Below are 26,246 nucleotides of genomic sequence, written 5' to 3'. Positions count from 1 at the left end.
TAAGAATTTGAAATAGGTTTTATAAAAGTTAAATTAAATAAAAAATTAAATAATTTTTTAAAAAAGTATTAATCGTTTTTTTTTTTTTTTTTTTTTATTATAATAAAACTTTAAATTATTTTTAAGGGGAGAAGATGTTTAAAAAATTATTTTTTATTTTTGTTTTACTCTTTAGTTGTTTAAATGCTAAAGATGTTTTAGTTGTAGGGGTAGAAAACGAAACCGAAAGGCTAAATCCACTTTATGATGAAGATCATAACGTAATGCTAGGTTTAGTTTTTAATGGCTTATTTTCTTATAGAAATGACACATTAGAAAAAGATTTAGTAAAAGATGTAAAAAAAGATGGCTTGGTTTATACTTTTACTTTAAGAGATGATGTTTATTTTCATGATGGTGCAAAACTTAGCAGTGATGATGTAATTTATACTCTTAATCTTGCTCGTGATGAAAAACTTAATTCAGAAGTTTTAGGCAATTTCTTAGATATTAAAGAAATTAGCAAAATTGATGATTTAAGCTTTAAAGTAACTTTAAAACACCCATATCCTAGTTTTTATGAAGTTCTTAGCTTAGGAATTATGCCAAAGCATATTGTAGAAAAAATCGGTCTTGATGAGTTTGACAAGCACCCAGTAGGAACTGGTCCTTATAAATTCGTAGAAAGAAAATCAGGCGAATATATTAAATTAGTTGCAAATGATAAATTTTATAAGCATAAAGCTCATATAAAAGAAGTAATTTTAAAGTTTATTCAAGATCCAAATCTAGTAGCACTTGAATTAGAAAATAATAAATTAGATATTTCTATCGTTGCTCCTATATTTTTAGATAAATTAGCTAAAAATAATAAGGTTAATTATCAAATTATGCCTTCAAATGATTATAGAGCTTTAATGTTTAATATGAAAAAATTCCCAAACAAAGACTTTAGAAAAGCTATTGATTTAGCTATTTGTAAAGAAGATTTAGTGAAAGGTATTTTAAATAACTTAGGTAGTGTTGCAAATAATCCTATTGAAAAACAAGTAAAAACTGATATTACTTATAGCACTTGCAATAAAGATTTAGCAAAACAAAAGCTAATTGATTTAGGTTATACATTAAAAAATAATAAGTTTTATGATAAAGATGGTAAGGCTTTAAGTTTTGATATTTACACATTTAACTTTGACTTATTACGCACTCAAATGGCTTATTATATTAAGCAAGAATTAGACAAAGTTGGAATTAGTGCAAATGTTTATGCTAAAGAGCATGGAAGTTTTGAGATTGACAAGGTTGATAGCTTTTTAATAGGTTGGGGTAGTGTTTATGGTGCTGATTTTTATACTTACAGAGTATTTTCTAAAGAATATGATGTAGAAACTAATGAAAACGGCTTAAATTATAATCATTACGATGATGCAGAAGTTTCAAAATATTTAAATCTTGCAAGAATTACCGATAATGAAAAAGAAAAAAATGAATATTACACAAAAGCTATGCTTGCATTAAAGGACAATCCTCCTTATGTTTTCTTAGCTTATATAGATTATGTAATTGCTTTCAATAAAAATCTAAAAGGTGTTAAAAACCACGCATTAGGACACCATGGAAACGGATATTTATACGGAATAGAAGATTTTTATTACGAAGATAAATAATGATTTATTTTATTAAAAAAGCACTTAGTTTTGTATTACTTAGTTTAATACTTAGCTTTGTGCTATTTTGTTTGATTTATTACACAAATGGTAGTGCAGTTTATGCAAACAAATCCATATTATTATCAAAATCTTTCATAGATAATGAGCTTAAAAGACTTGGTTTAAATGAAGGGTTGTTTTATCAATATTTTCAGTTTTTAAAAGGTTTAATAAGTCTTGATTTAAAGTCTTTAACAAGCGATAAAAATATATTTTTATTAATTAAAGAAAGATTGTTTAATTCTATTGTTTTAATCTTTGGCGGCGGATTTTTAATGCTAGTTTTTGGGATTTTATTAGGATTAATTTCTGCATTAATGAATAAAAGTTTAATTGATAAAAGCATTAATTTTGTTTTAATGCTTTGCTTTTGTTTGCCTAGTTTTTATATGGGAATTCTTTTGATTTTAACTTTTAGCATTTGGTTTGAGCTTTTTCCTAGTTCTTTATCAAATGATATTCAAAATCCAACTTTTTTAAACTATTTGCATCATTTAATCTTACCACTTAGTGCGCTTATTTTAAGTGGTCTTGGAATTTTGGTAAGTTTTTGCAAAAATACTTTTATACAAACTTTAAATAAGCCTTACATAAACGCTGCTTTTTTAATGGGATTTAAAAGAAGAAGAGTTTATTTTTTTATAATCTATGATGCTTTTAGCTCTATTTTTGGATATTTTAGTGCTAATTTCATAGGGCTTTTAGGAAGTTCATATATTATTGAAAAAGTTTTTTCTTATTCTGGAATAGGAAGTTTGTTTATTGATTCTTTGATTTTTAAAGATTATCCATTAAGCTTGGTTTTGATAATTGTTAGCTTTTTTATTGTTAGTTTTTTTAATTTTCTAGCTTTATTTTTAGAAAAAATAATTTTTGCAAAGAAAGAGGCTTTATGAAAATACTTAATATTTTGATTTTAGTCTTTTGTATTTGTTTTTCAATGCTTAGTTTTTTTATACAAAGACCTGAAATAAATCTTGCAAATATGTTCGCAAATCCTAGCTTAGAGCATATTTTTGGGACGGATTTTTTAGGAAAAGATGTTGTGGTTGAATTAATACATGCAAGCAATTCATCACTTCAAATAGGAATATTTTCATCATTACTTGCTTGCGTAATAGGAGTTATTGTTGCTATTTTTATGCAGTTTTTCTTCAAAAATGCAATTTTAAAAATCCTTGATTTATTAATAGCAACCCCATCTTTAATCTTAATTATGTTTATACAAAGCTTATTTGATGGCGGAAAATTAACAATAATATTATTATTTGGTTTTACACATTTTGCGATTACTTCTAAAACTTTAAATGTATTTTTTAGCACATATTTAAAACAAGATTATATTTTAAACTTAATTATTTTTAGAGCTAGTAAATTTGATATTTTTAAGCAAATTAGCTTTGTTTTATTTAATATAATTTTAGTTTTATTTATACAAAATGTAGCTCATATCATACTTAGCGAATCAACTCTTAGCTTTTTTGGACTTGGTCTTAAACCTTATGAAGCAAGCATAGGAAATATGCTAAATGATAATGCAAAATGTATTTATTTAGGACATTATCATTTGATTTTAGCTCCAGGGATATATTTGTTCTTGCTTATATATTCTTTAAATAATTTAAGCTCAATAATTAGGAAATAAAGTGATTGATATTAAAAACGCAAGTTGCATTAAAGATAACAAAGTAATTTTTAGCAATATAGACCTTACAACAAATGCAAAAACAATAGGCATAATCGGAGAAAATGGCATAGGAAAAAGCACTTTTTTATTTCAGTTTATGGGAGTAAATACAAAGGCTAATAAATTTATGGTATTAAATCACGATTTATTAAAAGAAAAAAATATAGATGATTTTAGCATAGTGTTTCAAGATGCAAAAAGCACTTTAAATCCTTTGTTTGATATAGGAAGATTAATGCTGTTTTTAGCAAAAGATAGAAAAATAAGTAATGTAAAAGAAAAAACCTTAAGTTTTTGCGAAAAGTTTAATTTAAAAGATGTTTGGCATAGCAATCCTTATGAATTAAGCATAGGAGAGTCTAAAAAGATTAGTTTAATAATGGCATTAGTAAAACAGCCAAAATTACTAATTTTAGATGAATTAAGCGCTGGTCTTGATGAAAAAAGCCTTATAAATATAATGGCATATTTAAAAGAGCTTGATATAAATATAATCTTAACTAGCCATGATAAAAGATTTTTAAGCCTTTGTGATGAGATTTATGAATTTAAAGGAGACTCTCTTGCTAGAAATTAAAAACTTATCAAAAAGATTTGAAATAAAAGAGCATTTTTATTCAAAAACTACGATTTTTGAAGTTTTTAAAGATATTAATTTTAAGCTTGATTTAGGCGATAAGTTAAACTTAAAAGGTGCAAATGGCTGTGGAAAAACTACTTTAGTAAAAATCATTGCAATGCTTGATAATTTTAATGATGGAGATATTATTTTTAATCAAAAATCTTTAAAAAACCTAACATATAATGAAAAAAGAGAGATAAGAAAAGATTTGATTTTAATAATGCAAAATCAAAAATCAGCCCTAAATCCATTCAAAAATATTAAATGGCATTTTGATATGGTTTGTAAAAATTATAATGTTAGATTTAATGATGAATTATTTTATGATTTTTTTAGCGATGATAAGATTTTGTATCAATATCCAAGTGAATTAAGTGGTGGAGAAGCTCAAATAATAGGACTTTTAAGAGCATTTTTTGTAAAACCAAAATTACTAATCTTAGATGAAGTAGAAGCTGGACTTGATAAAAATGCTATAAAGAAATTTATAAAACACTGCCAAGCTTATGAAAATTCTATGATTTTAATAAGCCATGTTAAAGAAATCGCAGAAGGAATTTGTAATAGGAATTACGAAATCATAAAAAAGGTTTAAAATGTATAAAAAAGCTTTTTTATCAAACTATGAATTAGATAAATTTAAGGTTTATACAAGTAGTGCAAATAGTAGATTTGAAGTAAGCAAAAGATTTAAAATCAAAAAACTTAAAAATGTGGATTTTTTATTTAATTTAAGTAAGGTTGTAAATGATACAAAAGAATTAAAATTAAGCGTAATAAATGGTGAAATAATAGAATTTAATGTGTTAAATCCTGCGTATGTTTTAGAAAAAAACCAAGAGATTGTAAATACCTTTACAAATTATTCTAGTAATTATGAAGAATTTGTAAGAAATTATGAAAAAGATTATGAATTATTTTTGCAATCACCTTTAGCTTTTAGCTTAAAACAAAGTGATATTAATTGTTTTTATGTATCAAGTTTTAAGGGTTATTTTGATTCTTTTTCTTTGTATTTAAAAAATGGCTTTGAGTTTTATCAACCTATATTTACAAGTTTAAAAGATAGTGAAGAATTAGTAATTTACGCTAATTTTCATCATGCTTTTTTTGACCTTGCAAAGGCTAAAAAATTTTATGATTATCTTGCTGAATTATTAAAATGAAAATAATTATTAATAATAAAATGCTTTAATGCTTGCTTTTATTATTAATTAAGGAGAACTTATGTTTCGTTTTAGTATCGCAGCAATTTTGCTAATGGGGGGGGGTGCTTATGCTAATGTTGAACTTGATTTAATAAATGTAAAATCAAATTCCATTGATGAGTTTAGCATTCAAAACAAAAACACAACAAGCACAAGAGATATTTTAAGAAACCTTCCTAGCATTTATTTAGGTGGGACAAATAATTTAAATCAAAAAATATTTATGCGTGGAATGAGTGATAGGGCAGTAAATATTAGCATAGATGGTGCAAGACAAGTTGGAAATAATTGGCATCACTCAGCTGATTTAGTCGTTGATACTGATATTTTAAAAGCAATTGAGATAAATACTGATAATTTAAATATTATTTCTTCATCTTTAGCAGGTAGCGTTAAGTTTAATACCTTAAATGCGCTTGATTTACTTGAAGCTAATGAGCATTTAGGAGCAAAGATTAAAACAAGCTTTGCAAGTAATAATAAAGAATGGCAAAAAAGTTTGCAAACTTATGGCAAAAGCGACAATGGCTTGCATTTATTAGCTTATATAAATCATAAAAACCATAGCTTTTCAAAAGACGCTTTAAAGCACGAAAGCGGTGGAAAAGGCAATAATTTAAGCTATCTTTTAAAGGGTGGATATACTAAAGATGAACATAATTTGAATATAAGTTATGAAAATGTTGAATATAAAGGCGATTATCCATTAGTGCCTGAATGGGCTGGAAGTGTTGCTTATGATTATTATCAAGGAGCTAACTTAATTAGTGCAGGAACAAGGGCGTTTGATTTGATTAATCAAGAAATGAGAAGAAATACCTTTGTGCTTGATTATAATTATGATTTAGATGAATATATAAATTTTAATTTTAAGACTTATTATACAAATAGAGTGCTTGAGCTTGATAATTGGAAGCAAAAAAACCTTTTAAAAGAAGATGTTTTAGAATATTTAAAAGGTGGAGTTAAAACTTATGGATTATATCTTGATAATAAAAGTGAATTAAAAACATTTGATATTTCTCATCTTTTTACTTATGGGCTTGAATATTTTAATACCCAAAGCTATGTTAAGAATAATTATTATAAATATAATTTAAGTAAAGATATAGCAATTTATGAAAAATTCACACCAGCTTCAAATGATATTTCCCAAACTCTTTCAGTGTTTTTACAAGATAAGATGAGTTTAGGAGATTTTGATTTGATTTTAGGAACTAAGTTTAATAATTATAAAATCAATACAATTGCTAATTTAAATCAAGATAGAATAAAGCATAATTTTAATTCAATTGATTACGCTGCAAGACTTAAATATAATTTTTCTAAAGATTTTTCAATTTATGCAGGATATTCTAAGATTTCTAAAGGAATTGACCCGCTTGAAATGATTGTTTTGCGTGAAAATAGAGCAAAGCTAAAAACAAATGAAGATTTAAAATTTGAGAGTGGTTATGGATATGAGTTTGGGCTTGACTATCTTAAAGAAATAAATGATTTTACTATGGGTGCAAGTGCAAAATACTATAATAGATTTTACAAAAACCTAATTAGAGAAGAGACTAAAAGAATTGGCGAAGCAGGTGGATATTATACAAGGCTAAATGGTGGAAAATATAATATTTATGGAGTTGATTTAGAAGCAATTTTTAGCTATAAGCAGTTTAAATCAAGGCTTGGTTATTCAAGAGCTAGAACTTATGATGAAAAAGATAGTTTAGTAAGAGCTGGATATGCTTTAGCTTATAGTGATGCAGGAGATAAATATACTTTAAATCTTGAATATTTATATCAAAATTTTATTTTCGGATATGATTTAATTTATTTTAGCTCTATTTTAGTAGATGATTATATTAAACCAGCTTATGCAAAGCATGATTTTTATGTAAATTACGAAGTTAATAAAAATCTTGATTTAGGTTTTAGTATTAATAATATTTTTAATAAACTATATTTTTCACACTACAAAAGAAGCTATAAAAGTGCTAAAAGCGCTGATTGGGAAGCTGGAAGAGACTTTAGATTTAGCATAAGTTATAGATTTTAAAAGGCATTTATTTGCCTTTTATTTTTCAAGAATTTGAAATAGGAATTTCAAAAATAAAAATATTAGCTATTTTTAAAATATAATAAGCTTTATTTTCTTTGAAGGTGCAAATTGTTTAAAAAATATTTAATTTTATTACTAAGCTTATCTTATATTTTTGCTTTAGATATTAATGAATTTGACGAAATTACAACCACTATTAAAACCAGCGAAGAAGTTAATAATAACGGCACTATAAGTAGCGATAATAATGAGTTTTTAGGAACTTTTAATAATAATTATGGAGCTAGTTTGCGTGGCAGTGGCTCTATGTTTAATATTGTAAATAATGATGGCTTTTTTGAAGGTTCAGGTCATATTGTAAATGAATTTATAAATAATGGATATTTTTTAAGCTCGGATACTAATATTAACAATACTTTTACAAATACATATGATGGTATTATTGAGGGTAGTGGTAATTATTTTGCAAATACACATAATTTTGGCTTAATTTACGGAGATTTTAATACTTTTAATAATTTTATAAATTATTATGATGGTTGGATTTTTGGAGATTATCTAACCTTTGAAGGCGAAGTTTTAAATGAATCTAATAGTTTAATATCAGGTAGCAATCTTAACTTTAATGGTAAGGTTACAAATAGTGATAATTCTTATATTTTTATAGGTAGTGGTGCAGAATTTAACGAAGTGGTTAATGATTCAGTAATTGATGGAAACAACCTTACTTTTAATGGCGAAGTGCATAATAACGATACTATTAATGGTGAAAATTTAGTCTTTAATGCGACTTTAAATAATAATTTAGAAAGCACTATTTCAGGCGAAACTATGGAGTTTCAAAAAGTTTTTAACAATTCAATGATATTAGGAGATTATGTTAATTTTAAAGACGAAGTTGAAAACTATGAAGAAGGTTGGATAATAGGAAATGAAATAACCTTTGCTAGCCCAACTATCAATAAAGGCGATATTATAGGAGCAAGGCTACATTTTCAAAATAGTCTAGAAAATCATTTAAATCTTGATTGTATGTATTCAGATTTTCAAGAAATAAAAAATTATGATAATTTAAGTGCTTATAAAAGTTATTTCGCGGGTAAGATTACTCAATTTAATAATGCTTATTTATATGCAAATGCTTCATTTTTTAGTAATGATTTAGATGGTGGAGATTATGAGATTGCTTATAGTAAGGTAGTAAATAATTCTATAAATGCTAGAAATTTCTTAGCAAGTCATACTTTGCTTAATTCAACTAATATGAATTTTGATAGCTTAAATGTAGTGGATAATTCTCAAGTTTATGGTGGTTTTAGAACTAAAAAACTATACGCTAAAGATAGTGAGTTTGTAGTGTATTTTAACGATGGTTTTAGTGGTTCTATCGTAGTTACCGAAGAAATAAATGGAGAAAATAACTCAATTAAGATTATAAATTACGACCCAAGCACAGGTTTTTATCCTATATTGTTAGCTAAAACTAATAAAGATATTATGAATGATTTTTCGCTTTATACTATAAAAGGCTTTAGTGTTTTTGGTTTTGATAAAGAGCTTGTAGCTAAGATTAATCAAAACGGAGCGTTTTTATTAGGTATAGGAGATTTTAATTCTTTAGGAATTAGCGATATAAACGAATTATTTAAAGATGAATATAAAAATATTTTTGAAAATGTTAGTAAAGATAGAATTTATGCTTTTGATTCAGCCTTAAATAAAGTTGGCGTAGATAGAAAAATAATAGCAAATATTAAGGACAAATTTTATAAAAACGAATTATTAAATTACGCTATTTTAAGACTTAATTTTGATGATATTAATAAAGATTCTTTTAATTACGAATATCATAGTGGTGATATAAACGATGATAATTATCAAATGACTTTATTAAAGTTTAATAAATTTAATGATTATTTTAATGTTAATAATAATTTAGGATTTTTCTTATATAAACTTGATACGCAAAACACTTATCACAAAATCAAAGGTGGTGGAATATATGCTAATTTTGATTTTAAAGATTATTATATAAACACAGATTTTAAGTATAGCGAACACACAAATAAAGTAAATCTTGATGATTTAGGGATTTTAGATAGTAAATATTTTCACGCTAATACAAAGCTAGAATTTGGTTTAATATACGATAATCTTGTTATGTTTAAGCCAAATATTGCAATGATTTTTGAGTATTTTCCTAAGACAAAGTTTAAAAATGAAGATATAAGGGTTAAATTATTAAAACAAAATAATTTATATTATAAATTAGGCTTTGATTTGATTTATCAAACTTACGATTTTGATTTAGCTTTTAGCTCAAATTATTATCAAAAACTCTCAAAACAAAGAGAAATGATTTTAAGAGATGGATATTCTAAAGAAATCTTAGAGCTTAATAAACATAAATCTTTAGAATTAGGTATCAAAACTCACTTTTTATTAAAAGATAATTTGCATATTTATTTTGATTTATCAAAAACTTTATTAAATAAAGATTTTGATTCTTATTCATTCAGAGCTTCGCTTGGATATAGCTTTTAATTTTAAGAATTATGAAATAAGAATTTGATTTGAAATTCCTATTTCAAATTCTTTTTTAAATAATCCTTAATTTATTAATTTTTTGTATAATGTAAGTTTTTTCAAAAAGGAGCAAAAATGGCAGATTTAGATAAAGAATTAGAGGTTTTGTTTAAGGACAATACAGATGATTATTTAACCTATGAAATGATAGTTAAGTTATTTAAAAAAGCTCCAACAGCAGCAAATATAAAAACTATTAAAAATCTAGTAAAAGAATATAATGTAAATCTTCTAAGCTCAGCAGAAATTGCTAAAATGAGAAATCTAAAAGAAGCAAAAGAGCGAGCAAAGCAAAGAGAATTATTAAGAGAAAACGAGCTTGAGGGTGATTTAAGCAAGGATTATGATTTAAGCGAAATCAGTAGAAGTGAAAGCCCTGTTAGAATGTATCTTCGTGAAATGGGTCAAATTGATTTATTAAGCAAAGAAGAAGAAGTAGAAATTAGTAAAAGAATTGAGCTAGGAGAAGATATAATCATTGATGCTTTTTGTAGCGTTCCTTATTTGATTGATTTCATACTTGATTATAAAGATGCTTTAATTAATCGTGAGCGTCGTGTAAAAGAGCTATTTAAAAACTTTGATAATGACGAAGAAGAAAACGAAGAAGAATTAGAAGAAGATGAGCTTGAAGATGGCGATGAAGAAAGAAAGCCAGCAAAATCTTTAAAAGAAGATAAAAGAGCAATCAAAGTAATAGAAAGCTTTAAAGCTTTAGAAAAAGCTAAAAAAGAATGGCTAAAAAGCTCACATAAAGAACAACTTAGCAAAGATGAATTACAAAATCATATAAATATTGCGTTTAAGAAAAATATTTTAAAAGAAAAATTATTAGCACTAGGACCAACTTCTAAGCTAATTAATGAAATTGTAAAATCTATGGAAACTGTTTTAAAAAGCGATGTAGATTTTGATAAAGAATTAAAACGCTTAGAATACCGCTTGCCTATGTTTAGCGATGAACTAAAAGAAAGACATAAAAAAATCTTAGATAATATCACAAATCTAAGCAAAGAAGAAATCGCTGAACTTGCACTTGAAAATACAATGGTAAGCACATATATGGAAATTAAGAAATTATTCCAGACAAAGGAAGCTAGCGAAAATTGCTTTGATATGGATAAAGAAAGATTAAAAGAGATTTTAGAGCAAATTAAGCGTGGTAAAAATATTAGCGATACTGCAAAAGGTAAAATGGCAAGATCAAACTTAAGATTGGTTGTAAGTATTGCAAAACGCTATACTAATCGTGGTTTAGCATTCTTAGATCTTATTCAAGAAGGAAATATCGGTCTTATGAAGGCTGTTGATAAGTTTGAATACAAGCGTGGATATAAATTCTCAACCTATGCAACTTGGTGGATTAGACAAGCAATTAGCCGTGCAGTAGCTGATCAGGCTAGAACTATTAGAATTCCAATACATATGATTGATACTATTAATAAGATTAATAAATTTAGCAAAAAGCGTGTTCAAGAATGTGGAAAAGAGCCAACAATAGATGAAATTGCTAAAGAAATCGGAATGAGTGAAGATAAGGTTAAGCAAGTTATGAAGATTGCAAAAGAGCCTGTTAGCCTTGATGCTCCTGTTGGAAGTGATGATGATGGAAGATTTGGCGATAGCGTAGAAGATAGAAGTAGCATTAGCCCACTTGAGCATATCTTAAAAGAAGATTTAAAAGAGCAAATTAACGGAGTTTTAGAGCAATTAAACGAGCGTGAGAAAACCGTTATTAAATTACGCTTTGGCTTAACAGAAGACGAAAGTGATAGAACGCTTGAAGAAATAGGAACAGAACTTAAAATTACTCGTGAGCGTGTAAGACAGATTGAAAGCACAGCGATTAAGAAATTAAAATTCCCTAAATACGGAAAACAATTAAAAGGAGCTAGCACATGAGTAAATATGAAATATTTAATGTAAATTGCTCTCATTGTGTAAATAAAATTAAAAATGAATTAGACAATGTTAGCTTTAGTGATGATTTAAAAACAATCATAACCGATCATGATGAAGATGAATTAAGAGAAATCTTAGAAGATTTAGGCTTTAAACTAGGAAAGAAATTAGATTAAAATTAGGCTTTTTATAAGCGCTTGCTTATAAAAAGCTATTTAATAAATATTTATAATATTTTTATAATATTTAATTTTTATTTAAAAAATAAGGAGATATTATGAAAAAATTATTTTTATTAAGCTTATTTGGTGTTTTTGTAATGGCAAATGAAGGAGAAGCTATTGCGAAAATTATAAAACAATATCAAGTAGAGTGTGCAAGTGGAAATGGTGCTTCTTGTGATAAATTAAGCAAAATTCATAATTTTCTTATGAATAATCAAGATTTTTTTACAAATAATCAAAACAATTTAGCAAGCCTTGAGAAAGATTGCAATAATAAAAATTATAAAGTTTGTGAAGAATTAGGCGATAAATACTATATGGGAGATGGTGTTAATACCGATCTTGACAAAGCGCTTTTATATTATAATAAAGCTTGCAAAGGTTCAGTGGCTTGCAATAAAGTAAATGCTACAAAAAATGCAAAGCAAAGAATAGAAAATATCGTAAATAATTATTATCAAAATCAAGCAAATACTAATAATCAAAACTCTTATAATCCAAACGATATAAGCTCAAAAAACACTTATGACCCATATAATACTTATTATGTTAGAAATGGCAAAAGATATATGCTCCCATCAACTTGCCCTATGGGAGCTGATAAAGATAAAGCTTATATGTATGCGATAGAGTATTTAAAAGTAGGAAATGGCAAAGAAGCTAAAAGATGCCTTTTAAAAGGTTGTGATAGAAAATATTCTCCTTTAGCAAAATCTTGCACGAAGTTAGGAGATATGCATTTTAGTGGGAATGGGGCTGAGTTTAGCTATGATTTGGCTTTAAAATATTATAAAAAAGGTTGCGAATTAGGCGATAGCTATGCTTGTTTAGGAACTAAAAAAGTTGCAGACGCACTAAAAGAAGAAAAAGAAAAAAATAAATATGAAGTAATAATTAAAAAATAAAACCTAAGAATTTGAATTATGATTTATAATTCAAATTCCTATTTCAAATTCTTATAATTTTTATTTCTTATAAACTAGGAATTAAAACGCAGATTAAATTAGCTAAAATTAATAAACTTTACTTTAGGCAAAAAACTTACAAATAGCTAAAATAATTTTATTTAAATTTATTTGAAGATTTATTCAAAATAAAAGCAAGTAATAATAATAAAATAAATTAGCAAAAAGCCTTAAAAAATCATATACTAAAAATACCTATAAATATCCTTGAAAAACAAAGATATTTTAATATTTTTAGTTTTAAATTCCTAATTCAAATTCTTTTTGTTTTAGCACTCAATTTTCTTTAACATAGGTAGCTTAATGTTTTTATTTTTTAATAATTCTAATGTTAGTTTTGTATGAAAATTATCATAATTTATCTCGTAAAAAATATACGCCCCCTCTCTACTTGCAATTAATAATTCCGCATCTTTTAAAATCTTTAAATGCCTTGAAATACGAGATTGTATCATATCAAAACTCTCACATATCTCACAAACGCAAAGCTTTTTATGAATGTCTAAAAAAGCTATTATTTTAAGTCTTGTTTCATCGTTTATCGCCGCTGTGTAATTTAACAAATCTTTCATCTTAGTCCTTAAATCTATTTTTATTTATATTAACAATTTTTACCAAAAACAACATTAATGGCACTTCAACAAGCACGCCAACAACACAAACTAAGGTAGCAAAAGAGCCAAGTCCAAACAAAGCAATGCTAACTCCAACAGCAAGTTCAAAGAAATTTGAAGCACCTATTAAAATACTTGCTGAAGCTATTTCAAATGGTAGTTTTAACTTTAGTGATAAATAAAATCCTACTAAAAAAACAATAAAAGTTTGAATGATTAAAACTATTGAAATAAGAACTATCAAAATAGGATTATTTATGATATTTTGCCCTTGAAAAATAAAAATAGTTATCAAAGTTAGCAAAAGCCCAAGCATTGTAAATCTATCAAAACTAGGCAAAAATGATTTTTCGTAATACTCTAAACCTTTTTTCTTAATTACTTTATGCCTTATAAAAACGCTTATAAAAAGTGGTAAAAATACATATAAAATTGTAGATAAAATTAGCGTTGTAAATGAAATGCTAATATCACTCCTATTAAGTAAAAATGAAGATATAGGCACAAAGGCAAACAAAATTATCAAATCATTACTAGCAACTTGTATCAAAGTATAATTAGCATTTGCACGAGTTAGCTTAGCCCATACAAATACCATAGCGGTGCAAGGTGCAACCCCAAGCAAGACAGCACCAGCTAAAAATTCATAATAATTTTCAAAATTATAAATATACTTAAAAAATAAAATCGCTACTAAATACATCAAAAATGGTTTAAAAAGCCAATTTATAAACCAAGTTAAATATAAACCTTTTGGATTTTGAAGGCTATGTTTTAGACTTGTAAAATCAATTTTTAAAAACATAGGTATTATCATAACCCAAAGCAAAATTAGCATTATAAAAGATATATTTGCGTATTCTAATGATTTTAAAACATTAGCAAAATTAGGCATAAGATAGCCAAGCAAAGTGCCAATTATCATACATATAATCACCCAAAAACTTAAGTTTTTTTCAAAAAAACTAATATCATTTTTCATCTAAAACTCCTATGTTTTTTAAAAATTCATTGATTTTTTTGTCTATTTCATAAATTGTTTTAATAAATTCTTTTTCATCATATTCACTAGGGTCAGCTACTCCAAAATCAAGCCTTGCGATATTATGCTTTAAGCTAGGGCATTTTACATTACACCCCATAGTTATCACATAATCAATATCAGTAAGGCTATCAATTAGCTTTGATTTTTCTTTGCTTATATCTATATCAAACTCGCTTTTTAGATATTTAATAGCCTTAGGATTAATAGGCTTTAAAGATGTTCCTGCTGAATAAAACTCAATTCCTTTTAAGCCTTTTGATTTTGCTAAAGCTTCAGCGATTTGGCTTCTGCAAGAATTATGCACGCAAATAAAAGCTACTTTCATAAAAATTCCTTAGTAAAATAAATAAAGCAATATCCCAAAAACATTTGCCATAGCAAGAACACTAAGTATAAATATAATCATCATGCGAGTTTTAAACATTGATTTTAAGAGTATAAGTTCTGGTAAAGAGCAGCCGCCACCAGCAATCAAAAAGCTAAAAAATATACCGATAGGAAACCCAACATTTATTAAAGTTACTCCTAGTGGAATAATCAAGCAAGTTTGTATATAAAGTAATAAACCAACAAAACTAGCTAAAAATATACCATAAATTCCAAAACTAGATAAATAATCTTTAATAAACTCAACAGGCATAAAATTATGCAAAAAAGCACCTATTAACATACCAAATAATACATAATAAAAAATATCCTTATATGATTTTAAAGACTTGTATAGACATTCATATAAATTAAGCTTGACATTTTGATTGAACTGAAATTCTTTAGTTATAATATCTTTTAATAGCAATCTTGCAGGTATTAAACCTATTAAATAGCTTATAATAAATACAAATATAACTATATAAATAATGTAATAAAAAGTTATGCTAAAACCAAATGCACTAAGTAGCATAGTAATTAGCATAGGATTAATTAATGGCGAAGTTAGTAAAAAAGCACTAGCTACTCCGTGATTAATATTGTTTTTAATTAAAGAATTAAAAACAGGTATAGTTGAACAAGAACAAAAAGTAGTAATTGAGCCTAAAAATATTGCTATAAAATATGAAAAAACATTATTTTTTAAATATTTATTAAAGCTATACCTTGAATTAATATAAAACATAATCATATTGATAAAAATAAATAAAAAGCTTATTTCAGCAGTTAAAAACAAAAACTCATAAAAAAATGAGAGTAATTTTTCGCTTGTAAATTCCATAAAAATCCTTATATAATTTATGATTTTAGAATAACTTTTTTGATAATTTAGACTTGAGAGTATGCTTTTTTTGGATTTTGTTTTAAGCTAATTTTGTTTTAAATGATTTTTTGTGATATTTAAAACACATGTTTAGCTCTACTATGAAAACCCAATTTAAAAGCTTATCATAAAATCTATATATCAAGTTATCTTGATATATTATAAATGATAATTGTAAATATGTAAATAATTCATTATTAAGTTTTTTTTAATTTGTATTTTAAGCTAAATAAGCACTAGTTTTATTTATATTATTTTGATTGTCAAATTTCGTTTGTTTTAACCAAACTCCAAACAAACGGAATTCCTATTTTAAATCCCTTTTTTTTGTAAAGCAAATTTCGTATGTTTGTAGCTTTAATTTTATGGCAAAAATACACGAAATAAATTCCATAAAGCTCCAAATGTCACTTGTTTGGCGTGGAATTTATTTTCGTATTTGGAATTTGAATTCGGAATTTCGTTTGTTTATAAATGTCTTTAATAGCCATGCAAAGCAATTAACAAATGAAATTCCTATTTTAAATTCTTTGTGATTTTGATACTTTTTAATAAGTTTCGATTGTTTGGCTAAAAGCCATAAAATTCCATATAAAATTACCAAACAAACGAAATTTACAGCTTGGAATTTATTTTATGTATTTTTTAAACTTATCCATAATTTTCGTATGTTTTGACTAAATTCAAACAACCAATATATAATTATTCTTGATTTATAGACTTATTAAATACATAAACAATATCAGGATAACAGCAAGTGCCTTTTGGGTTATTTACAACACAATTGCTATTTTTCATAGCTTGAGTTATTTTTATAACTTCTTGTATGGTTTTTGCACCTTTTTTAATCACTGATTTAATATCATCTTCCGTTACTTTATTACAATAACACACGTATTCACCGATTATGCTTTCGTCTTTAGGATTTACCTTACAACAAAAGCATTTTTCTTGATTTTCCATTTAATTCCTTTATTAACACATTGGTTTTTTTAACATAGGAAGGCTTAAATTCTTATCTTGTAAAAGCTCTAGAATAATTTTTGTATAAAAACTATCATAATTTATCTCGTAAAAAATATACGCCCTCTCTCTACTTGCAATTAATAATTCAGCGTCTTTTAAAATCTTTAAATGCCTTGAAATACGAGATTGTATCATATCAAAACCACAAACGCAAAGTTTTTTATGAATGTCTAAAAAAGCTATTATTTTAAGTCTTGTTTCATCGTTTATCGCTGCTGTGTAATTTAACAAATCTTTCATCTTAATCCTTAGTAAAATAAATATAATAATACTCCAAAAACATTTGCCATAGCAAGAACACTAAGTATAAATATAATCATCATACGAGTTTTAAACATTGATTTTAAAAGTATAAGTTCTGGCAAAGAACACCCGCCACCAGCAATCAAAAAGCTAAAAAGCACTCCTAAAGGAAACCCAGCATTCATAAGGCTAACCCCAAGCGGGATAATCAAATCCGTCCTAACATAGAGCAAAATTCCAAGCAAGCTAGCTAGAAATATCCCAAAAATGCCAAAATTAGCAAGGTAATTTGAAAGCAAATCTTGCGGGATAAAGTTATGAAAAAATGCACCTACAAGCATTCCCAAAAATATATATTTAAAAACTTTTATATATCCAAAAACAGCCTTTACAAAACTATCTTTTAGGGTTAGTTTTTGTTGCGTGGTGCATTTGCAAGGGGTGTTTTGGTTTAAAATACTTGTTTTTTGGCTGTGATTTTTTGTAAAAAATACATTTTTAGGTTTTATAAACTCATCTTTTAAAAGTGATTTTGGATTCATTTGCCCTAAAATTAGGCTAATAATTAACACAAAAACCACTATAAAAATTACATAAAATATAGCTATTTTTAGCCCAAAAGCAGCCAAAAGCATAGTAAAAATCATAGGATTGATAAGCGGCGATGTAAGCAAATACGCAAAGCTTATCCCGTGATTTATGCCATTTTTTAAAAGCGAGTTAAAAAGCGGTATCGTTGAGCATGAGCAAAACGGAGTTAGTGAGCCTATAAAAATAGCTTTTAGGTATGAAAAAACATTGTTTTTAAGGTATTTGCCTAAATCAAACCTAGCGTTAATATAAGCCATAATCATATTTATAATAATAAAAAGCAAGGTAATCTCGCACATCAAAAACAAAAACTCATAAAAAAATGAGAGTAATTTTTCGCTTGAAAATTCCATAATAAACCTTTAAAATAATTTAATTTTGAAAATATATTATAAAATTCTAAATATCAAGATAACTTGATATTTAGAATAATCAAAGAATTACGAATTATGAATTTATATTTTAAAATATTTTAAGATTTAGTGTGAATTATAAAATCTAATTTTAGCTTAAACAAAAGTCTAATTCCTATTTCAAATTCCTTGATTTATTTGCTTGAAATTCTAAAGAATTTGAATTCAGCTTAATTTAAGGTGTTTAATGTTTCATAATATTTTTAAGTTTTTAATAAAAGAGCTCTAGTCGTGAGCTCTTTTGTAGCGGTTTAATACATTTCTTTTGCTTTTATTTCTCTAAGGTTTTTTTCAGCATTTTTTACCATGACTTCAATATATATTATATTCTTTCTTATATCTTCTGCTAAGTTATAGTATATATAATAAGCTTCTTTATTGTCTTTATACTTTTCAACACGTTTATTTATTTCTTTTTGTAATGGTGTTATATCAGTAATAAATTTATTAGCGTGTTTGCACAGTATATCATAATCAGCGTCTGTTTTTACATTCTTACGTAGTACTATCATTTTTTTTATAAAATCGTTTTTAGTTCCTGCGATTCCTACGATTTTGTGATATTCTTCTTTTAATTGATTATAGTTCATCTTTGAATAATCAATTACTTTTTTACTTACTTTAGTTGTAGTGTTTGTTTTTACACCATCAGTAGTTGCTGCTGTTGCAGTAAGTGTTGTAGCTGTTAAAAGCACCATTGTTAATGTTTTAAAGTTTAATAATTTTTTCATTTTTTCTCCTTTTAATTTTTACGCTTTTTTATAATATTCATTATCACAAATGTTATTACAAATGTTATTGCAAAGGCGATTATGTAAGATATATAGTATTTATCCGTAGCTCCAAAAAATCTAGCTACGTCAAACATATCTAAACGATAATCTCTTGTTATATTACCTCCTGCCCAACTTATAAATATAATTGGTGCAATAAAAAAACCTCCTATAATGCTTGTTACAATACTAATAATAAAAGTTTTAATCGTGTATTTTTTCATTTTTTTTCCTTTTAAATTGATTTTTTAGATTTTTGTTTTTAAATAAATTAGTTTGATTTCATTGTAATTTTTTATTCATAGCAACTCCTTTGATTTAATAGAAGGCTATTGTAATGCCCCCCACCCATTAATGAAAAGTTAATAAAGCTAAATAAATAATTTTAAGGTTAAAAATAATTTGGATTTGAAATTCCTATTTCAAATTCCTTTGTTTTTGTGTAAAAGTAGGACATAAAATAATATTTTTTAAAAGAATGTGATTTTGGCGTAATAGTCTTAAGAGTTGTTAAAACAAATAAAAAGAATTGCTAGGTAGGAATTTAGCTTAATAAATCGTTTGATTAGCAAAATTATTAAGCTAATTATATTTATTCGCTTAATAAATCACAAGAATACTTATCTCCTAGCTTACAAGCTTTTTTAAGATATTCTTGCCTTTTATTATTGTTATTTGTCATTTGAGCTAGGTTATAGCAAGATATTGCTAAATTATTTTCACAAGCTTTTGTAAAGATTTGTAATGCCTTATTACTATCCTTTGCAAAACCTATGCTATTTGTATATAAATAGCCTAAATTATTGCAATATATCAAATCACCATCATGGCATTTTGTCATTATATTCATTTTATCTTTTTGTGATTTTGGATAGTATTTGCCTAATCTTAAAGCTTCGGCTTGATTATTTTTATTCATTGTATAAACAAGCATCAAAATATCGCTTTCGTTTGCTAAGCTTGAGCCTAAAAAGGCTAAAGCTAAGATAATTTTTTTCATCAACTTACTCCTAAAAGTTAATAATTATTCCTTGTTTGTTTTTTGCTTACATTCTAAGCATTCTAAAAATGTTCCTTTTTTAAGCTCTTTAATAATCATAGTTCCACCACATTCACATTTTTCTTTAGCTAATGGATATGAGCTTATAAAATTACATTTTGGATAGTTGCTACATCCATAAAATGCTCCACGCTTAGAAAATCTTTGCACTAAATCCCCACCACATTTAGGGCAAGGAACTTCAAGCTTTACTACTTCTTTTTTTGGTTTTTCTTCTTTCGTTTCGTTTGCTGTTTCGTTTAAATTCCTTGAATATTTGCATTTAGGATAGCCACTACAAGCTATGAATTTGCCAAATCTTCCTTCACGAATTAATAATTCTTTGCCACAATCAGGACAATTTTCGCCTAATTTTTCAACTTGTTTTTGACTTTGAATGCTTGTTTTTCCATCATTTATTTTTGTAATAAATGGCTCATAAAATTCGTTTAAAACTTCATCTAAATCACGCCCATGGGTTGCAATCTCATCTAAACGCTCTTCCATAGTACTAGTAAATTTAGCATCTACAATTTGCATAAAATGCTCTTCTAAAAATTCTATAATTTTCTCGCCTTTTTCACTAGGAATTAGCTGTTTTTTCTCAACATTTACATAATCTCTATCTATTAAAAGGCTTGTTGTAGGAGCGTATGTAGAAGGTCTTCCTATGCCTAATTCTTCAAGCTGTTTAATAAGACTTGCTTCATTGTATCTTGCAGGTGGTTCTGTATGAAGTGTCTTTACTTTAGCACTTTGTAAAGTCATTTCATCACCTTTATTTAAATTAGGCAATATTTTATCTCCACTAGCATCATCATTAAGTTTTAAATGCCCATCAAATAGCACTCTTCTTCCACTTAATTTAAACTTAGCCTTATCGCTTGTGATATAAATCGTATTATTTTCTATCCTTGCATCAGCCATTTGAGTCATCAAAAATCTATCATAAATTAGCTTATATAATTTATATTCATCTGGTTTTAAATACTCTTTAGCAATTGCTGGAGTAAAGGCTGTATTAGTTACACGAATTGCTTCGTGAGCTTCTTGAGCGCCTTTATTTTTTGTCTCATAAATTCTTGCTTTGCTTGGAACATATTCTTTTCCATAATCTTTGTTAATTTGCTCTCTTGCAGCCTTAATTGCTTCTTCGCTTAAGTTTAAGCTATCTGTTCTCATATAAGTAATAGCACCCATAAAACCTGCATGAGTTTGAACGCCTTCATATAAAGTCTGTGCTAACATCATTGTTTTTTTCGGAGAAAAGCCTAATTTTGAGCTAGCAGCTTGTTGAAGTGTTGAGGTCATAAAAGGTGGTTTTGGGCTATCTTTACGCTCTTTTATATTTACTTCATCTACGCTAAATCTAGCACCTTTAATGTGTTTTAAAATCTCATCAGCTAAGGCTTTATCAGTTAGGCTTGTTTTTGCTATTTTTTTGCCTTCATATTCTATTAATTCTACTTCTAAATCTTGTTTAAATTTAGTATCAAGTTCATAATATTCAATGCTTACGAAATTTCTAATTTCACGCTCTTTTAATACGATTAATCTTAAGGCTGCACTTTGAACTCTTCCAGCACTTAGCTTACTAGCAACTTTGCTTGATAGCAAGCCACTTAGTTTAAAGCCCACAATTCTATCTAACATGCGTCTTGCTTGTTGGGCATTTACGCTGTTTAAATCTATTTTTCTAGGGTGTTTTATAGCGTTTAATATAGCATCTTTTGTAATTTCGTGAAATACAATTCTATCATAGCTTAAAACATCGCCGCCTAAGATATTTGCAAGATGATAAGCAATCGCTTCTCCTTCACGATCCTCATCCGTTGCAAGTAAAACTTTTGTACCTTTGCTAAGGCTTTTTAGCTCTTTTACTATACCTGCATGAGTTTTGCTTATTTCATAATCAGGCTCAAAATGTCCATTGTCTATACTAATTCCAAGCCTATTTTTAGGTAAATCCCTAATATGACCTTTACTAGCGATTACTGAGTAATCACTGCTTACAAATTTTGAAATTGTTTTTGCTTTGCTAGGTGATTCTACTATTATTAGGGTATTACTCATTTATTCTCCTTTTATTAAAACATTAGCGTATTCATCATAAAGTCTTCTATATTCATCGCCAAGTTTTACAATATTTTCGTTTTTGCTAATGTATTCTAAATCTTTTAACACTACATAATTTTTTAAAAAATTATTCGCATTTTCTTTATTTAAATATGTTTTAGCAAGATTTAAATAAACTTTTAAAAACTCATTAGCAAATCCACTAAATCTATTTAAATCAACTTCTACTAAAGTATTTTCGCCTAATTTTAAAACTTCGCTTTTAAATAAAATCTCTAAAAATATAAGCCCTTCACAATAATACGGCTCTATTTCTTTAGTGCTTTTATAAGCCATTAAAGATATTGCACGGCTTGTAATATTTGCTAAAAGTGGCTTTTTATATTTTTCATCTAAGTTATTTAAAAAATCATACACCCCACCAGCACTAGCTTTAAATTCTTCAATATTTTTAAATACTCCATCTTTATTCATAAGGCTTTCAGTATCGCTATCTATAAAGAAAATATGTCCTGCTTCATGTCCTATTGTGCTAATTTCATAAATCTTTTTCCATAAAAACTCATCATCTAAAACGCTTTGTGTATAGTCGTTGTAGTCTTTGCTAAATACTTTTTGATTTAGCATAGTTTTTGGTTTTGATTTTGCTTTTTTATAGACAAAATCTAAAAATGCGAAGATTTTTTTGCCATAATTTGCCGATACAAATTCATCATTTGGCACAACTTGAGCTGAAAATAAACCATTTAGCTCAGCTCCGTAATAAATCGCAGGTTTGCTTATATGAAGTTCTATTTTATTTAGATTTGCAAGGCTAAGATTTAATGCACTTATACAATTTATATTGCTATCTTTATAGATTTTATTTAGGCTTGTCTTCATTTTATTTACAAAGTTTTCATTATTAAAATTATATGAATCATCAATTCTAATATCCCATTCAATAGCAACCGAGTGAGTGAAAGCATCTTCATAGTATTCTAAGAAATGTCCTACTTGAATAAAGTCTTTTACCCCCATCCAAGCAATCTCAGCATCTTGAAAAGGCTTAAGGCTTAATTCTTTACTCATTAAAGCATTTTGCAAGGCTTTAAGATATTTTATATAAGGCTCATTTTTGTGATTTTTAGCAAAAAATTCATTAAAATATTCATCAATTTTTCTAAACTCATCGCTAAAATACTCAGAGTATGGTTTTAGTTCTGGTTTAGTGTCTAAATTAATAGCAAGTGCGTAAATCCTAGTTGCGATTTCGCCTTTTTCATCAAGATAATAAAGTTTATTATTTTTAATAAAGTCATAAGGATTTTCTAAGCTTTTAAAAAACTCATTATTTTTATTAATTACTTCATCCCATTTTGGCTGAATACTATTAAAAATAAGCCCGATTTTATGCACTAAATGTAATAAATCTATATAAAACTCATCTAAATAAGGGCTTAGATTTGTGATTAATTCTAAATGTCTTTTTTCATAAAATTCTTTTGCTATTTTATAAGCTAAGTTTTTTGCCTTAGTTAAATTAATATTATTTTTCTTGCAAGTATTTTCATAATTTGTAGTGTTTAATTCAATAATTCTTAATAAGAAAGAATTAAAGTTTAAATCATTATTTTCTAAGCCTAATTCATCTAAGGCATTATTTATTATTTTGCTTAATTCGTGTTCGCTTGTATTTTTTAGATTATATAAATTAAATAAGTTTAATTCGTGATTTTTTATAATTTCACTTAACATTTATTCTCCTTTTTTCGCATTTTGCCAAAAATCTTTAAATGTGGAACACACTTTGCTATATGTTATAAATTATTTTGAACAAGGATAAGAAAATGGCAATTTCACCTATGAATAATACAATGAGTAGTGTAAGAACTGACATATCAAAACAAAATGTAGATAATTTAACTAAAAAGCAAAGAGATGCAGGATTTAGCTTAGATAATACAACTCATACAAGTGATATTAAAAAGCAAGAAGCAGAAGCTAAAGCTTTAAAAGAAGCTGATGGAACAAACCCTAATGCTAAGATTTCTCAAGAAGCTTTTATGAGATTATTGCTTGAAGAGTTAAAACATCAAGACCCAACAAGCCCTATGGATAGTGATAAAATGCTAACCCAAACAAGCCAATTAGCAGCACTTGAAACCCAAGAAAAAACTAATAAAACAATGGATGAGCTTGCAAAAAGAATGGAATTACTTAGCAATAGCGTTGGAATTGGAATGATTAATTCAGTTGGTAAAATGGCAATACTTAAAAAAGATGGCTTTACTCATGATGGTAAGGCAGTGGATTTACCATTTAACTTATACTTTCCAAATGGTGCTCCAAACGATGTAAGAATTGGAGTATTTAATGATAAATACGAACAAATTGATGGTTTTACTATAAGTAAAGACCATATTATAAAAGGAAATAACAATTTCTTGTGGGATACAAGATATGAAGATGGAACTATTAGAGAAAAGGGCGAATTCAAATTCCTTGCAGAATACGAAGATGAAAATGGAAATATAGTAAAAATTCCTAGTGGATATTTTAAAATAGACGGAGTTACCTTTGAAGATGGCAAGGCTTATTTAAACGCTGGAGATTTACAAATAAGCTTTGATGAAGTTAAACAATTTCAGGATGAAAAACTATGATGCGTTCACTTTATAACGGAGTTAGTGGGGTAAAAACCCATAGCTTCGGAATGGATTTATTAGCAAATAATATTGCTAATATTAACACAGTAGGCTACAAGGCTGCTATTCCTGAGTTTAAAGATATTTTTTATCAAACAGGAGTTGATGTTGGTGGGCTTAATAATTTTGGAGCAAATCAAGTAGGACTTGCTGCAAGTGGTCTAAGCTCAACTTTTTCTCAAAAGCAAGGATTTTTAGTAGCAAGTCAAAATACCTTTGATGTTGCTATTGAAGGAAAAGGCTTTTATGGCATAAAAGATTATGACGGCAATACTTATTACACTAGAAATGGTGCTTTTAACATTGATGCTGATTATAATTTGGTTGATAGTTTTGGAAGATTTGTGCTTGGCACTATGAATGCAGGTTTTAATGCAAGTACCATGAATGATAATATTAAACAAATGTATGGAAATATTAGCTCAAACGCTGGTTATACAATATCAAATAATGATTTAAATATTAAACTAAATGAGCCAAATGCACAAAGCCCTATAAAATTGCCAAAAACACTTTTTATGAATGCAATTGCAACTACAAATGTAGATGTTAAGGCAAATCTTAGCAATGAATTTAAAGAAGTAGATGAATATACAGAAATTAAAAATATTGAGCTTTTTGCAGAAGATAATAAAAGCACTTTTAAAGCAAGTAATTTAGAACCAAATGCAAGAATATTTTTAGAAGTTGATAGAGGTAGCGGAAGCGAAACTATTGAAGCTTATGCAAATGAGTTTGGGGAATTAGAAAAGCAAATTAGTGGAAATGTAAAAAGCTTTAGTGCAAAACAAGTAAAGAGTGTAAAGGTAGGAGCTATTAATAAATTTGACATAGCAACTTATGATGCAAATGGAAATATAAGAAAGATTGATTTGCAAATTCAAGCGATAAAAGATTTAGATTTTAAGGCTACTGCTGTGTTAAAAGATGCTAAAGGAAATGTTTTAGAAGAAGTAAGTGGAAATATTATTTTTAATCCTGATGGCTCTTTAAAAATCAATGAGCTAACAAATATAGGTGGAATTAATCTAAATCTAGGAACAGCAGGTGGGGATAATAAAGGCGGTTATGATGGATTAACCTGCATTGATAATGCAAAAATAGAGCGTTATGTATCGGCTGATGGCTATCCTGCAGGTATTTTAAGAGATTACAATATTGATGATAGGGGAAATATATTAGCTAATTTTACAAATGGCAAATCTCAAGCTGTTGCTAAGTTTGCAATATTTAATTTTATAAATGAGCAAGGTCTTCATAAAAATGGCGAAAATGAATTTAGCACCACTCCTGATAGTGGAAATGCAATATTTTTTAAAGACGCAAATAATGATGTAATTAATTCATATAAGATTAAATCAAATTATTTAGAGCAAAGTAACGTTGATTTAGGCACAGAGCTTACTCAAGTTATTGTATTTCAAAAAGCCTATGAAGCAAATGCTAAAAGCATTACGACAGCTGATCAAATGCTAAAGCGTGCAATTGAGATGAAGAAATAATTAAATTTAATGCTCATAATTAATAATAATTGTTAAAATATTAAAGTTTTTAT

At 26.8% G+C, this 26,246-nt stretch carries 25 protein-coding genes; 13 read left to right on the top strand and 12 right to left on the bottom strand.

Annotation, left to right across the window (positions count from 1 at the left end; genetic code table 11):
* The first annotated feature begins 134 nt into the window (after positions 1-134).
* The 11 genes from AVANS_RS07620 to AVANS_RS07570 all read left to right on the top strand — a co-directional run bounded on the left by AVANS_RS07620 (position 135) and on the right by AVANS_RS07570 (position 12,872).
* Positions 135-1,646: an ABC transporter substrate-binding protein gene (locus AVANS_RS07620; RefSeq protein ID WP_239817289.1), complete on the top strand. Its 1,512-nt coding sequence runs from the start codon at positions 135-137 to the stop codon at positions 1,644-1,646.
* On the top strand, positions 1,646-2,584 hold the full coding sequence (locus AVANS_RS07615; protein ID WP_239817288.1) for an ABC transporter permease: 939 nt from the start codon (positions 1,646-1,648) through the stop codon (positions 2,582-2,584). The genes AVANS_RS07620 and AVANS_RS07615 overlap by 1 nt, the downstream gene beginning before the upstream one ends.
* The gene (locus tag AVANS_RS07610; protein ID WP_239817287.1) at positions 2,581-3,333 is read left to right on the top strand and encodes an ABC transporter permease; all 753 of its coding nucleotides are present in this window, start codon (positions 2,581-2,583) and stop codon (positions 3,331-3,333) included. Before AVANS_RS07615 ends, AVANS_RS07610 begins: the two co-directional genes overlap by 4 nt.
* Before the next feature lies 1 nt (position 3,334).
* Positions 3,335-3,952 (top strand): ATP-binding cassette domain-containing protein, encoded by a 618-nt coding sequence (locus tag AVANS_RS07605; RefSeq protein WP_239817286.1) that lies wholly within the window; start codon positions 3,335-3,337, stop codon positions 3,950-3,952.
* On the top strand, positions 3,939-4,592 hold the full coding sequence (locus AVANS_RS07600; RefSeq protein ID WP_239817285.1) for an ATP-binding cassette domain-containing protein: 654 nt from the start codon (positions 3,939-3,941) through the stop codon (positions 4,590-4,592). The genes AVANS_RS07605 and AVANS_RS07600 overlap by 14 nt, the downstream gene beginning before the upstream one ends.
* A gap of 1 nt (position 4,593) precedes the next feature.
* Positions 4,594-5,163 carry a CatA-like O-acetyltransferase gene (locus tag AVANS_RS07595; protein ID WP_239817284.1) on the top strand — a complete coding sequence of 190 codons (570 nt, stop codon included), beginning with the start codon at positions 4,594-4,596 and terminating at the stop codon, positions 5,161-5,163.
* 61 nt (positions 5,164-5,224) lie between these two features.
* Positions 5,225-7,252, top strand: a complete 2,028-nt coding sequence (locus AVANS_RS07590) for a TonB-dependent receptor (RefSeq protein WP_239817283.1) — start codon at positions 5,225-5,227, stop codon at positions 7,250-7,252.
* Between the two features lie 111 nt (positions 7,253-7,363).
* Positions 7,364-9,799: a hypothetical protein gene (locus AVANS_RS07585; RefSeq protein ID WP_239817282.1), complete on the top strand. Its 2,436-nt coding sequence runs from the start codon at positions 7,364-7,366 to the stop codon at positions 9,797-9,799.
* 117 nt (positions 9,800-9,916) lie between these two features.
* The gene (gene rpoD / locus AVANS_RS07580) at positions 9,917-11,743 is read left to right on the top strand and encodes an RNA polymerase sigma factor RpoD (RefSeq protein WP_239817281.1); all 1,827 of its coding nucleotides are present in this window, start codon (positions 9,917-9,919) and stop codon (positions 11,741-11,743) included.
* Complete coding sequence (locus tag AVANS_RS07575) at positions 11,740-11,919, top strand: hypothetical protein (RefSeq protein ID WP_239817280.1); 180 nt, start codon at positions 11,740-11,742, stop codon at positions 11,917-11,919. Before rpoD ends, AVANS_RS07575 begins: the two co-directional genes overlap by 4 nt.
* A gap of 101 nt (positions 11,920-12,020) precedes the next feature.
* Positions 12,021-12,872 carry a hypothetical protein gene (locus AVANS_RS07570; protein ID WP_239817279.1) on the top strand — a complete coding sequence of 284 codons (852 nt, stop codon included), beginning with the start codon at positions 12,021-12,023 and terminating at the stop codon, positions 12,870-12,872.
* A gap of 329 nt (positions 12,873-13,201) precedes the next feature.
* Here AVANS_RS07570 and AVANS_RS07565 read toward each other — a convergent pair whose 3' ends face one another.
* The 12 genes from AVANS_RS07565 to ciaB all read right to left on the bottom strand — a co-directional run bounded on the left by AVANS_RS07565 (position 13,202) and on the right by ciaB (position 23,741).
* Positions 13,202-13,504, bottom strand: coding sequence for a metalloregulator ArsR/SmtB family transcription factor (locus AVANS_RS07565; RefSeq protein ID WP_239817278.1), 303 nt, complete (start codon positions 13,502-13,504; stop codon positions 13,202-13,204).
* Position 13,505: 1 nt separating this feature from the next.
* Positions 13,506-14,528: an ACR3 family arsenite efflux transporter gene (gene arsB, locus AVANS_RS07560; protein WP_239817277.1), complete on the bottom strand. Its 1,023-nt coding sequence runs from the start codon at positions 14,526-14,528 to the stop codon at positions 13,506-13,508.
* Positions 14,518-14,916, bottom strand: coding sequence for an arsenate reductase ArsC (locus AVANS_RS07555; RefSeq protein WP_239817276.1), 399 nt, complete (start codon positions 14,914-14,916; stop codon positions 14,518-14,520). The genes arsB and AVANS_RS07555 overlap by 11 nt, the downstream gene beginning before the upstream one ends.
* Before the next feature lie 9 nt (positions 14,917-14,925).
* Positions 14,926-15,801, bottom strand: a complete 876-nt coding sequence (locus AVANS_RS07550; RefSeq protein WP_239817275.1) for a permease — start codon at positions 15,799-15,801, stop codon at positions 14,926-14,928.
* A gap of 744 nt (positions 15,802-16,545) precedes the next feature.
* Complete coding sequence (locus tag AVANS_RS07545; RefSeq protein WP_239817274.1) at positions 16,546-16,806, bottom strand: (2Fe-2S)-binding protein; 261 nt, start codon at positions 16,804-16,806, stop codon at positions 16,546-16,548.
* Between the two features lie 12 nt (positions 16,807-16,818).
* Positions 16,819-17,109: a metalloregulator ArsR/SmtB family transcription factor gene (locus tag AVANS_RS07540; protein WP_239817273.1), complete on the bottom strand. Its 291-nt coding sequence runs from the start codon at positions 17,107-17,109 to the stop codon at positions 16,819-16,821.
* An 8-nt stretch (positions 17,110-17,117) separates the two neighbouring features.
* A complete protein-coding gene (locus AVANS_RS07535; protein WP_239817272.1) occupies positions 17,118-18,056 on the bottom strand; it encodes a permease in 939 nt (312 codons plus the stop codon).
* A gap of 311 nt (positions 18,057-18,367) precedes the next feature.
* On the bottom strand, positions 18,368-18,847 hold the full coding sequence (locus AVANS_RS07530) for a hypothetical protein (RefSeq protein WP_239817271.1): 480 nt from the start codon (positions 18,845-18,847) through the stop codon (positions 18,368-18,370).
* An 11-nt stretch (positions 18,848-18,858) separates the two neighbouring features.
* Positions 18,859-19,113 (bottom strand): hypothetical protein, encoded by a 255-nt coding sequence (locus tag AVANS_RS07525; RefSeq protein WP_239817270.1) that lies wholly within the window; start codon positions 19,111-19,113, stop codon positions 18,859-18,861.
* Between the two features lie 368 nt (positions 19,114-19,481).
* Positions 19,482-19,889 (bottom strand): hypothetical protein, encoded by a 408-nt coding sequence (locus AVANS_RS07520; RefSeq protein ID WP_239817269.1) that lies wholly within the window; start codon positions 19,887-19,889, stop codon positions 19,482-19,484.
* A gap of 24 nt (positions 19,890-19,913) precedes the next feature.
* Positions 19,914-22,001 carry a type I DNA topoisomerase gene (topA, locus tag AVANS_RS07515; protein WP_239817268.1) on the bottom strand — a complete coding sequence of 696 codons (2,088 nt, stop codon included), beginning with the start codon at positions 21,999-22,001 and terminating at the stop codon, positions 19,914-19,916.
* Positions 22,002-23,741: an invasion protein CiaB gene (gene ciaB / locus AVANS_RS07510; RefSeq protein ID WP_239817267.1), complete on the bottom strand. Its 1,740-nt coding sequence runs from the start codon at positions 23,739-23,741 to the stop codon at positions 22,002-22,004.
* A 92-nt stretch (positions 23,742-23,833) separates the two neighbouring features.
* On the opposite strand from ciaB, the gene AVANS_RS07505 reads away from it, so the two are divergent.
* Both AVANS_RS07505 and AVANS_RS07500 read left to right on the top strand, forming a co-directional pair.
* Positions 23,834-24,649, top strand: a complete 816-nt coding sequence (locus AVANS_RS07505) for a flagellar hook capping FlgD N-terminal domain-containing protein (RefSeq protein ID WP_239817266.1) — start codon at positions 23,834-23,836, stop codon at positions 24,647-24,649.
* Complete coding sequence (locus tag AVANS_RS07500; protein WP_239817265.1) at positions 24,646-26,193, top strand: flagellar hook-basal body complex protein; 1,548 nt, start codon at positions 24,646-24,648, stop codon at positions 26,191-26,193. Before AVANS_RS07505 ends, AVANS_RS07500 begins: the two co-directional genes overlap by 4 nt.
* Positions 26,194-26,246 lie beyond the last annotated feature (53 nt).

The sequence above is a fragment of the Campylobacter sp. RM5004 genome (assembly GCF_022369455.1).
In the GTDB taxonomy this organism is placed as follows: domain Bacteria; phylum Campylobacterota; class Campylobacteria; order Campylobacterales; family Campylobacteraceae; genus Campylobacter_E.
This window is presented reverse-complemented; position numbering and strand designations above follow the sequence as displayed.

Excerpts from the sequence above, each read along its gene's own strand:
- AVANS_RS07530 (WP_239817271.1), bottom strand. The coding sequence starts at position 18,847 with ATGAAAAAATTATTAAACTTTAAAACATTAACAATGGTGCTTTTAACA.
- arsB (WP_239817277.1), bottom strand. The coding sequence starts at position 14,528 with ATGAAAAATGATATTAGTTTTTTTGAAAAAAACTTAAGTTTTTGGGTG.
- AVANS_RS07500 (WP_239817265.1), top strand. The coding sequence starts at position 24,646 with ATGATGCGTTCACTTTATAACGGAGTTAGTGGGGTAAAAACCCATAGC.
- AVANS_RS07620 (WP_239817289.1), top strand. The coding sequence starts at position 135 with ATGTTTAAAAAATTATTTTTTATTTTTGTTTTACTCTTTAGTTGTTTA.
- rpoD (WP_239817281.1), top strand. The coding sequence starts at position 9,917 with ATGGCAGATTTAGATAAAGAATTAGAGGTTTTGTTTAAGGACAATACA.
- AVANS_RS07595 (WP_239817284.1), top strand. The coding sequence starts at position 4,594 with ATGTATAAAAAAGCTTTTTTATCAAACTATGAATTAGATAAATTTAAG.
- AVANS_RS07555 (WP_239817276.1), bottom strand. The coding sequence starts at position 14,916 with ATGAAAGTAGCTTTTATTTGCGTGCATAATTCTTGCAGAAGCCAAATC.
- ciaB (WP_239817267.1), bottom strand. The coding sequence starts at position 23,741 with ATGTTAAGTGAAATTATAAAAAATCACGAATTAAACTTATTTAATTTA.
- AVANS_RS07615 (WP_239817288.1), top strand. The coding sequence starts at position 1,646 with ATGATTTATTTTATTAAAAAAGCACTTAGTTTTGTATTACTTAGTTTA.
- topA (WP_239817268.1), bottom strand. The coding sequence starts at position 22,001 with ATGAGTAATACCCTAATAATAGTAGAATCACCTAGCAAAGCAAAAACA.
- AVANS_RS07540 (WP_239817273.1), bottom strand. The coding sequence starts at position 17,109 with ATGAAAGATTTGTTAAATTACACAGCAGCGATAAACGATGAAACAAGA.
- AVANS_RS07610 (WP_239817287.1), top strand. The coding sequence starts at position 2,581 with ATGAAAATACTTAATATTTTGATTTTAGTCTTTTGTATTTGTTTTTCA.
- AVANS_RS07520 (WP_239817269.1), bottom strand. The coding sequence starts at position 19,889 with ATGAAAAAAATTATCTTAGCTTTAGCCTTTTTAGGCTCAAGCTTAGCA.
- AVANS_RS07550 (WP_239817275.1), bottom strand. The coding sequence starts at position 15,801 with ATGGAATTTACAAGCGAAAAATTACTCTCATTTTTTTATGAGTTTTTG.
- AVANS_RS07525 (WP_239817270.1), bottom strand. The coding sequence starts at position 19,113 with ATGAAAAAATACACGATTAAAACTTTTATTATTAGTATTGTAACAAGC.
- AVANS_RS07570 (WP_239817279.1), top strand. The coding sequence starts at position 12,021 with ATGAAAAAATTATTTTTATTAAGCTTATTTGGTGTTTTTGTAATGGCA.
- AVANS_RS07590 (WP_239817283.1), top strand. The coding sequence starts at position 5,225 with ATGTTTCGTTTTAGTATCGCAGCAATTTTGCTAATGGGGGGGGGTGCT.
- AVANS_RS07545 (WP_239817274.1), bottom strand. The coding sequence starts at position 16,806 with ATGGAAAATCAAGAAAAATGCTTTTGTTGTAAGGTAAATCCTAAAGAC.
- AVANS_RS07575 (WP_239817280.1), top strand. The coding sequence starts at position 11,740 with ATGAGTAAATATGAAATATTTAATGTAAATTGCTCTCATTGTGTAAAT.
- AVANS_RS07535 (WP_239817272.1), bottom strand. The coding sequence starts at position 18,056 with ATGGAATTTTCAAGCGAAAAATTACTCTCATTTTTTTATGAGTTTTTG.
- AVANS_RS07505 (WP_239817266.1), top strand. The coding sequence starts at position 23,834 with ATGGCAATTTCACCTATGAATAATACAATGAGTAGTGTAAGAACTGAC.
- AVANS_RS07565 (WP_239817278.1), bottom strand. The coding sequence starts at position 13,504 with ATGAAAGATTTGTTAAATTACACAGCGGCGATAAACGATGAAACAAGA.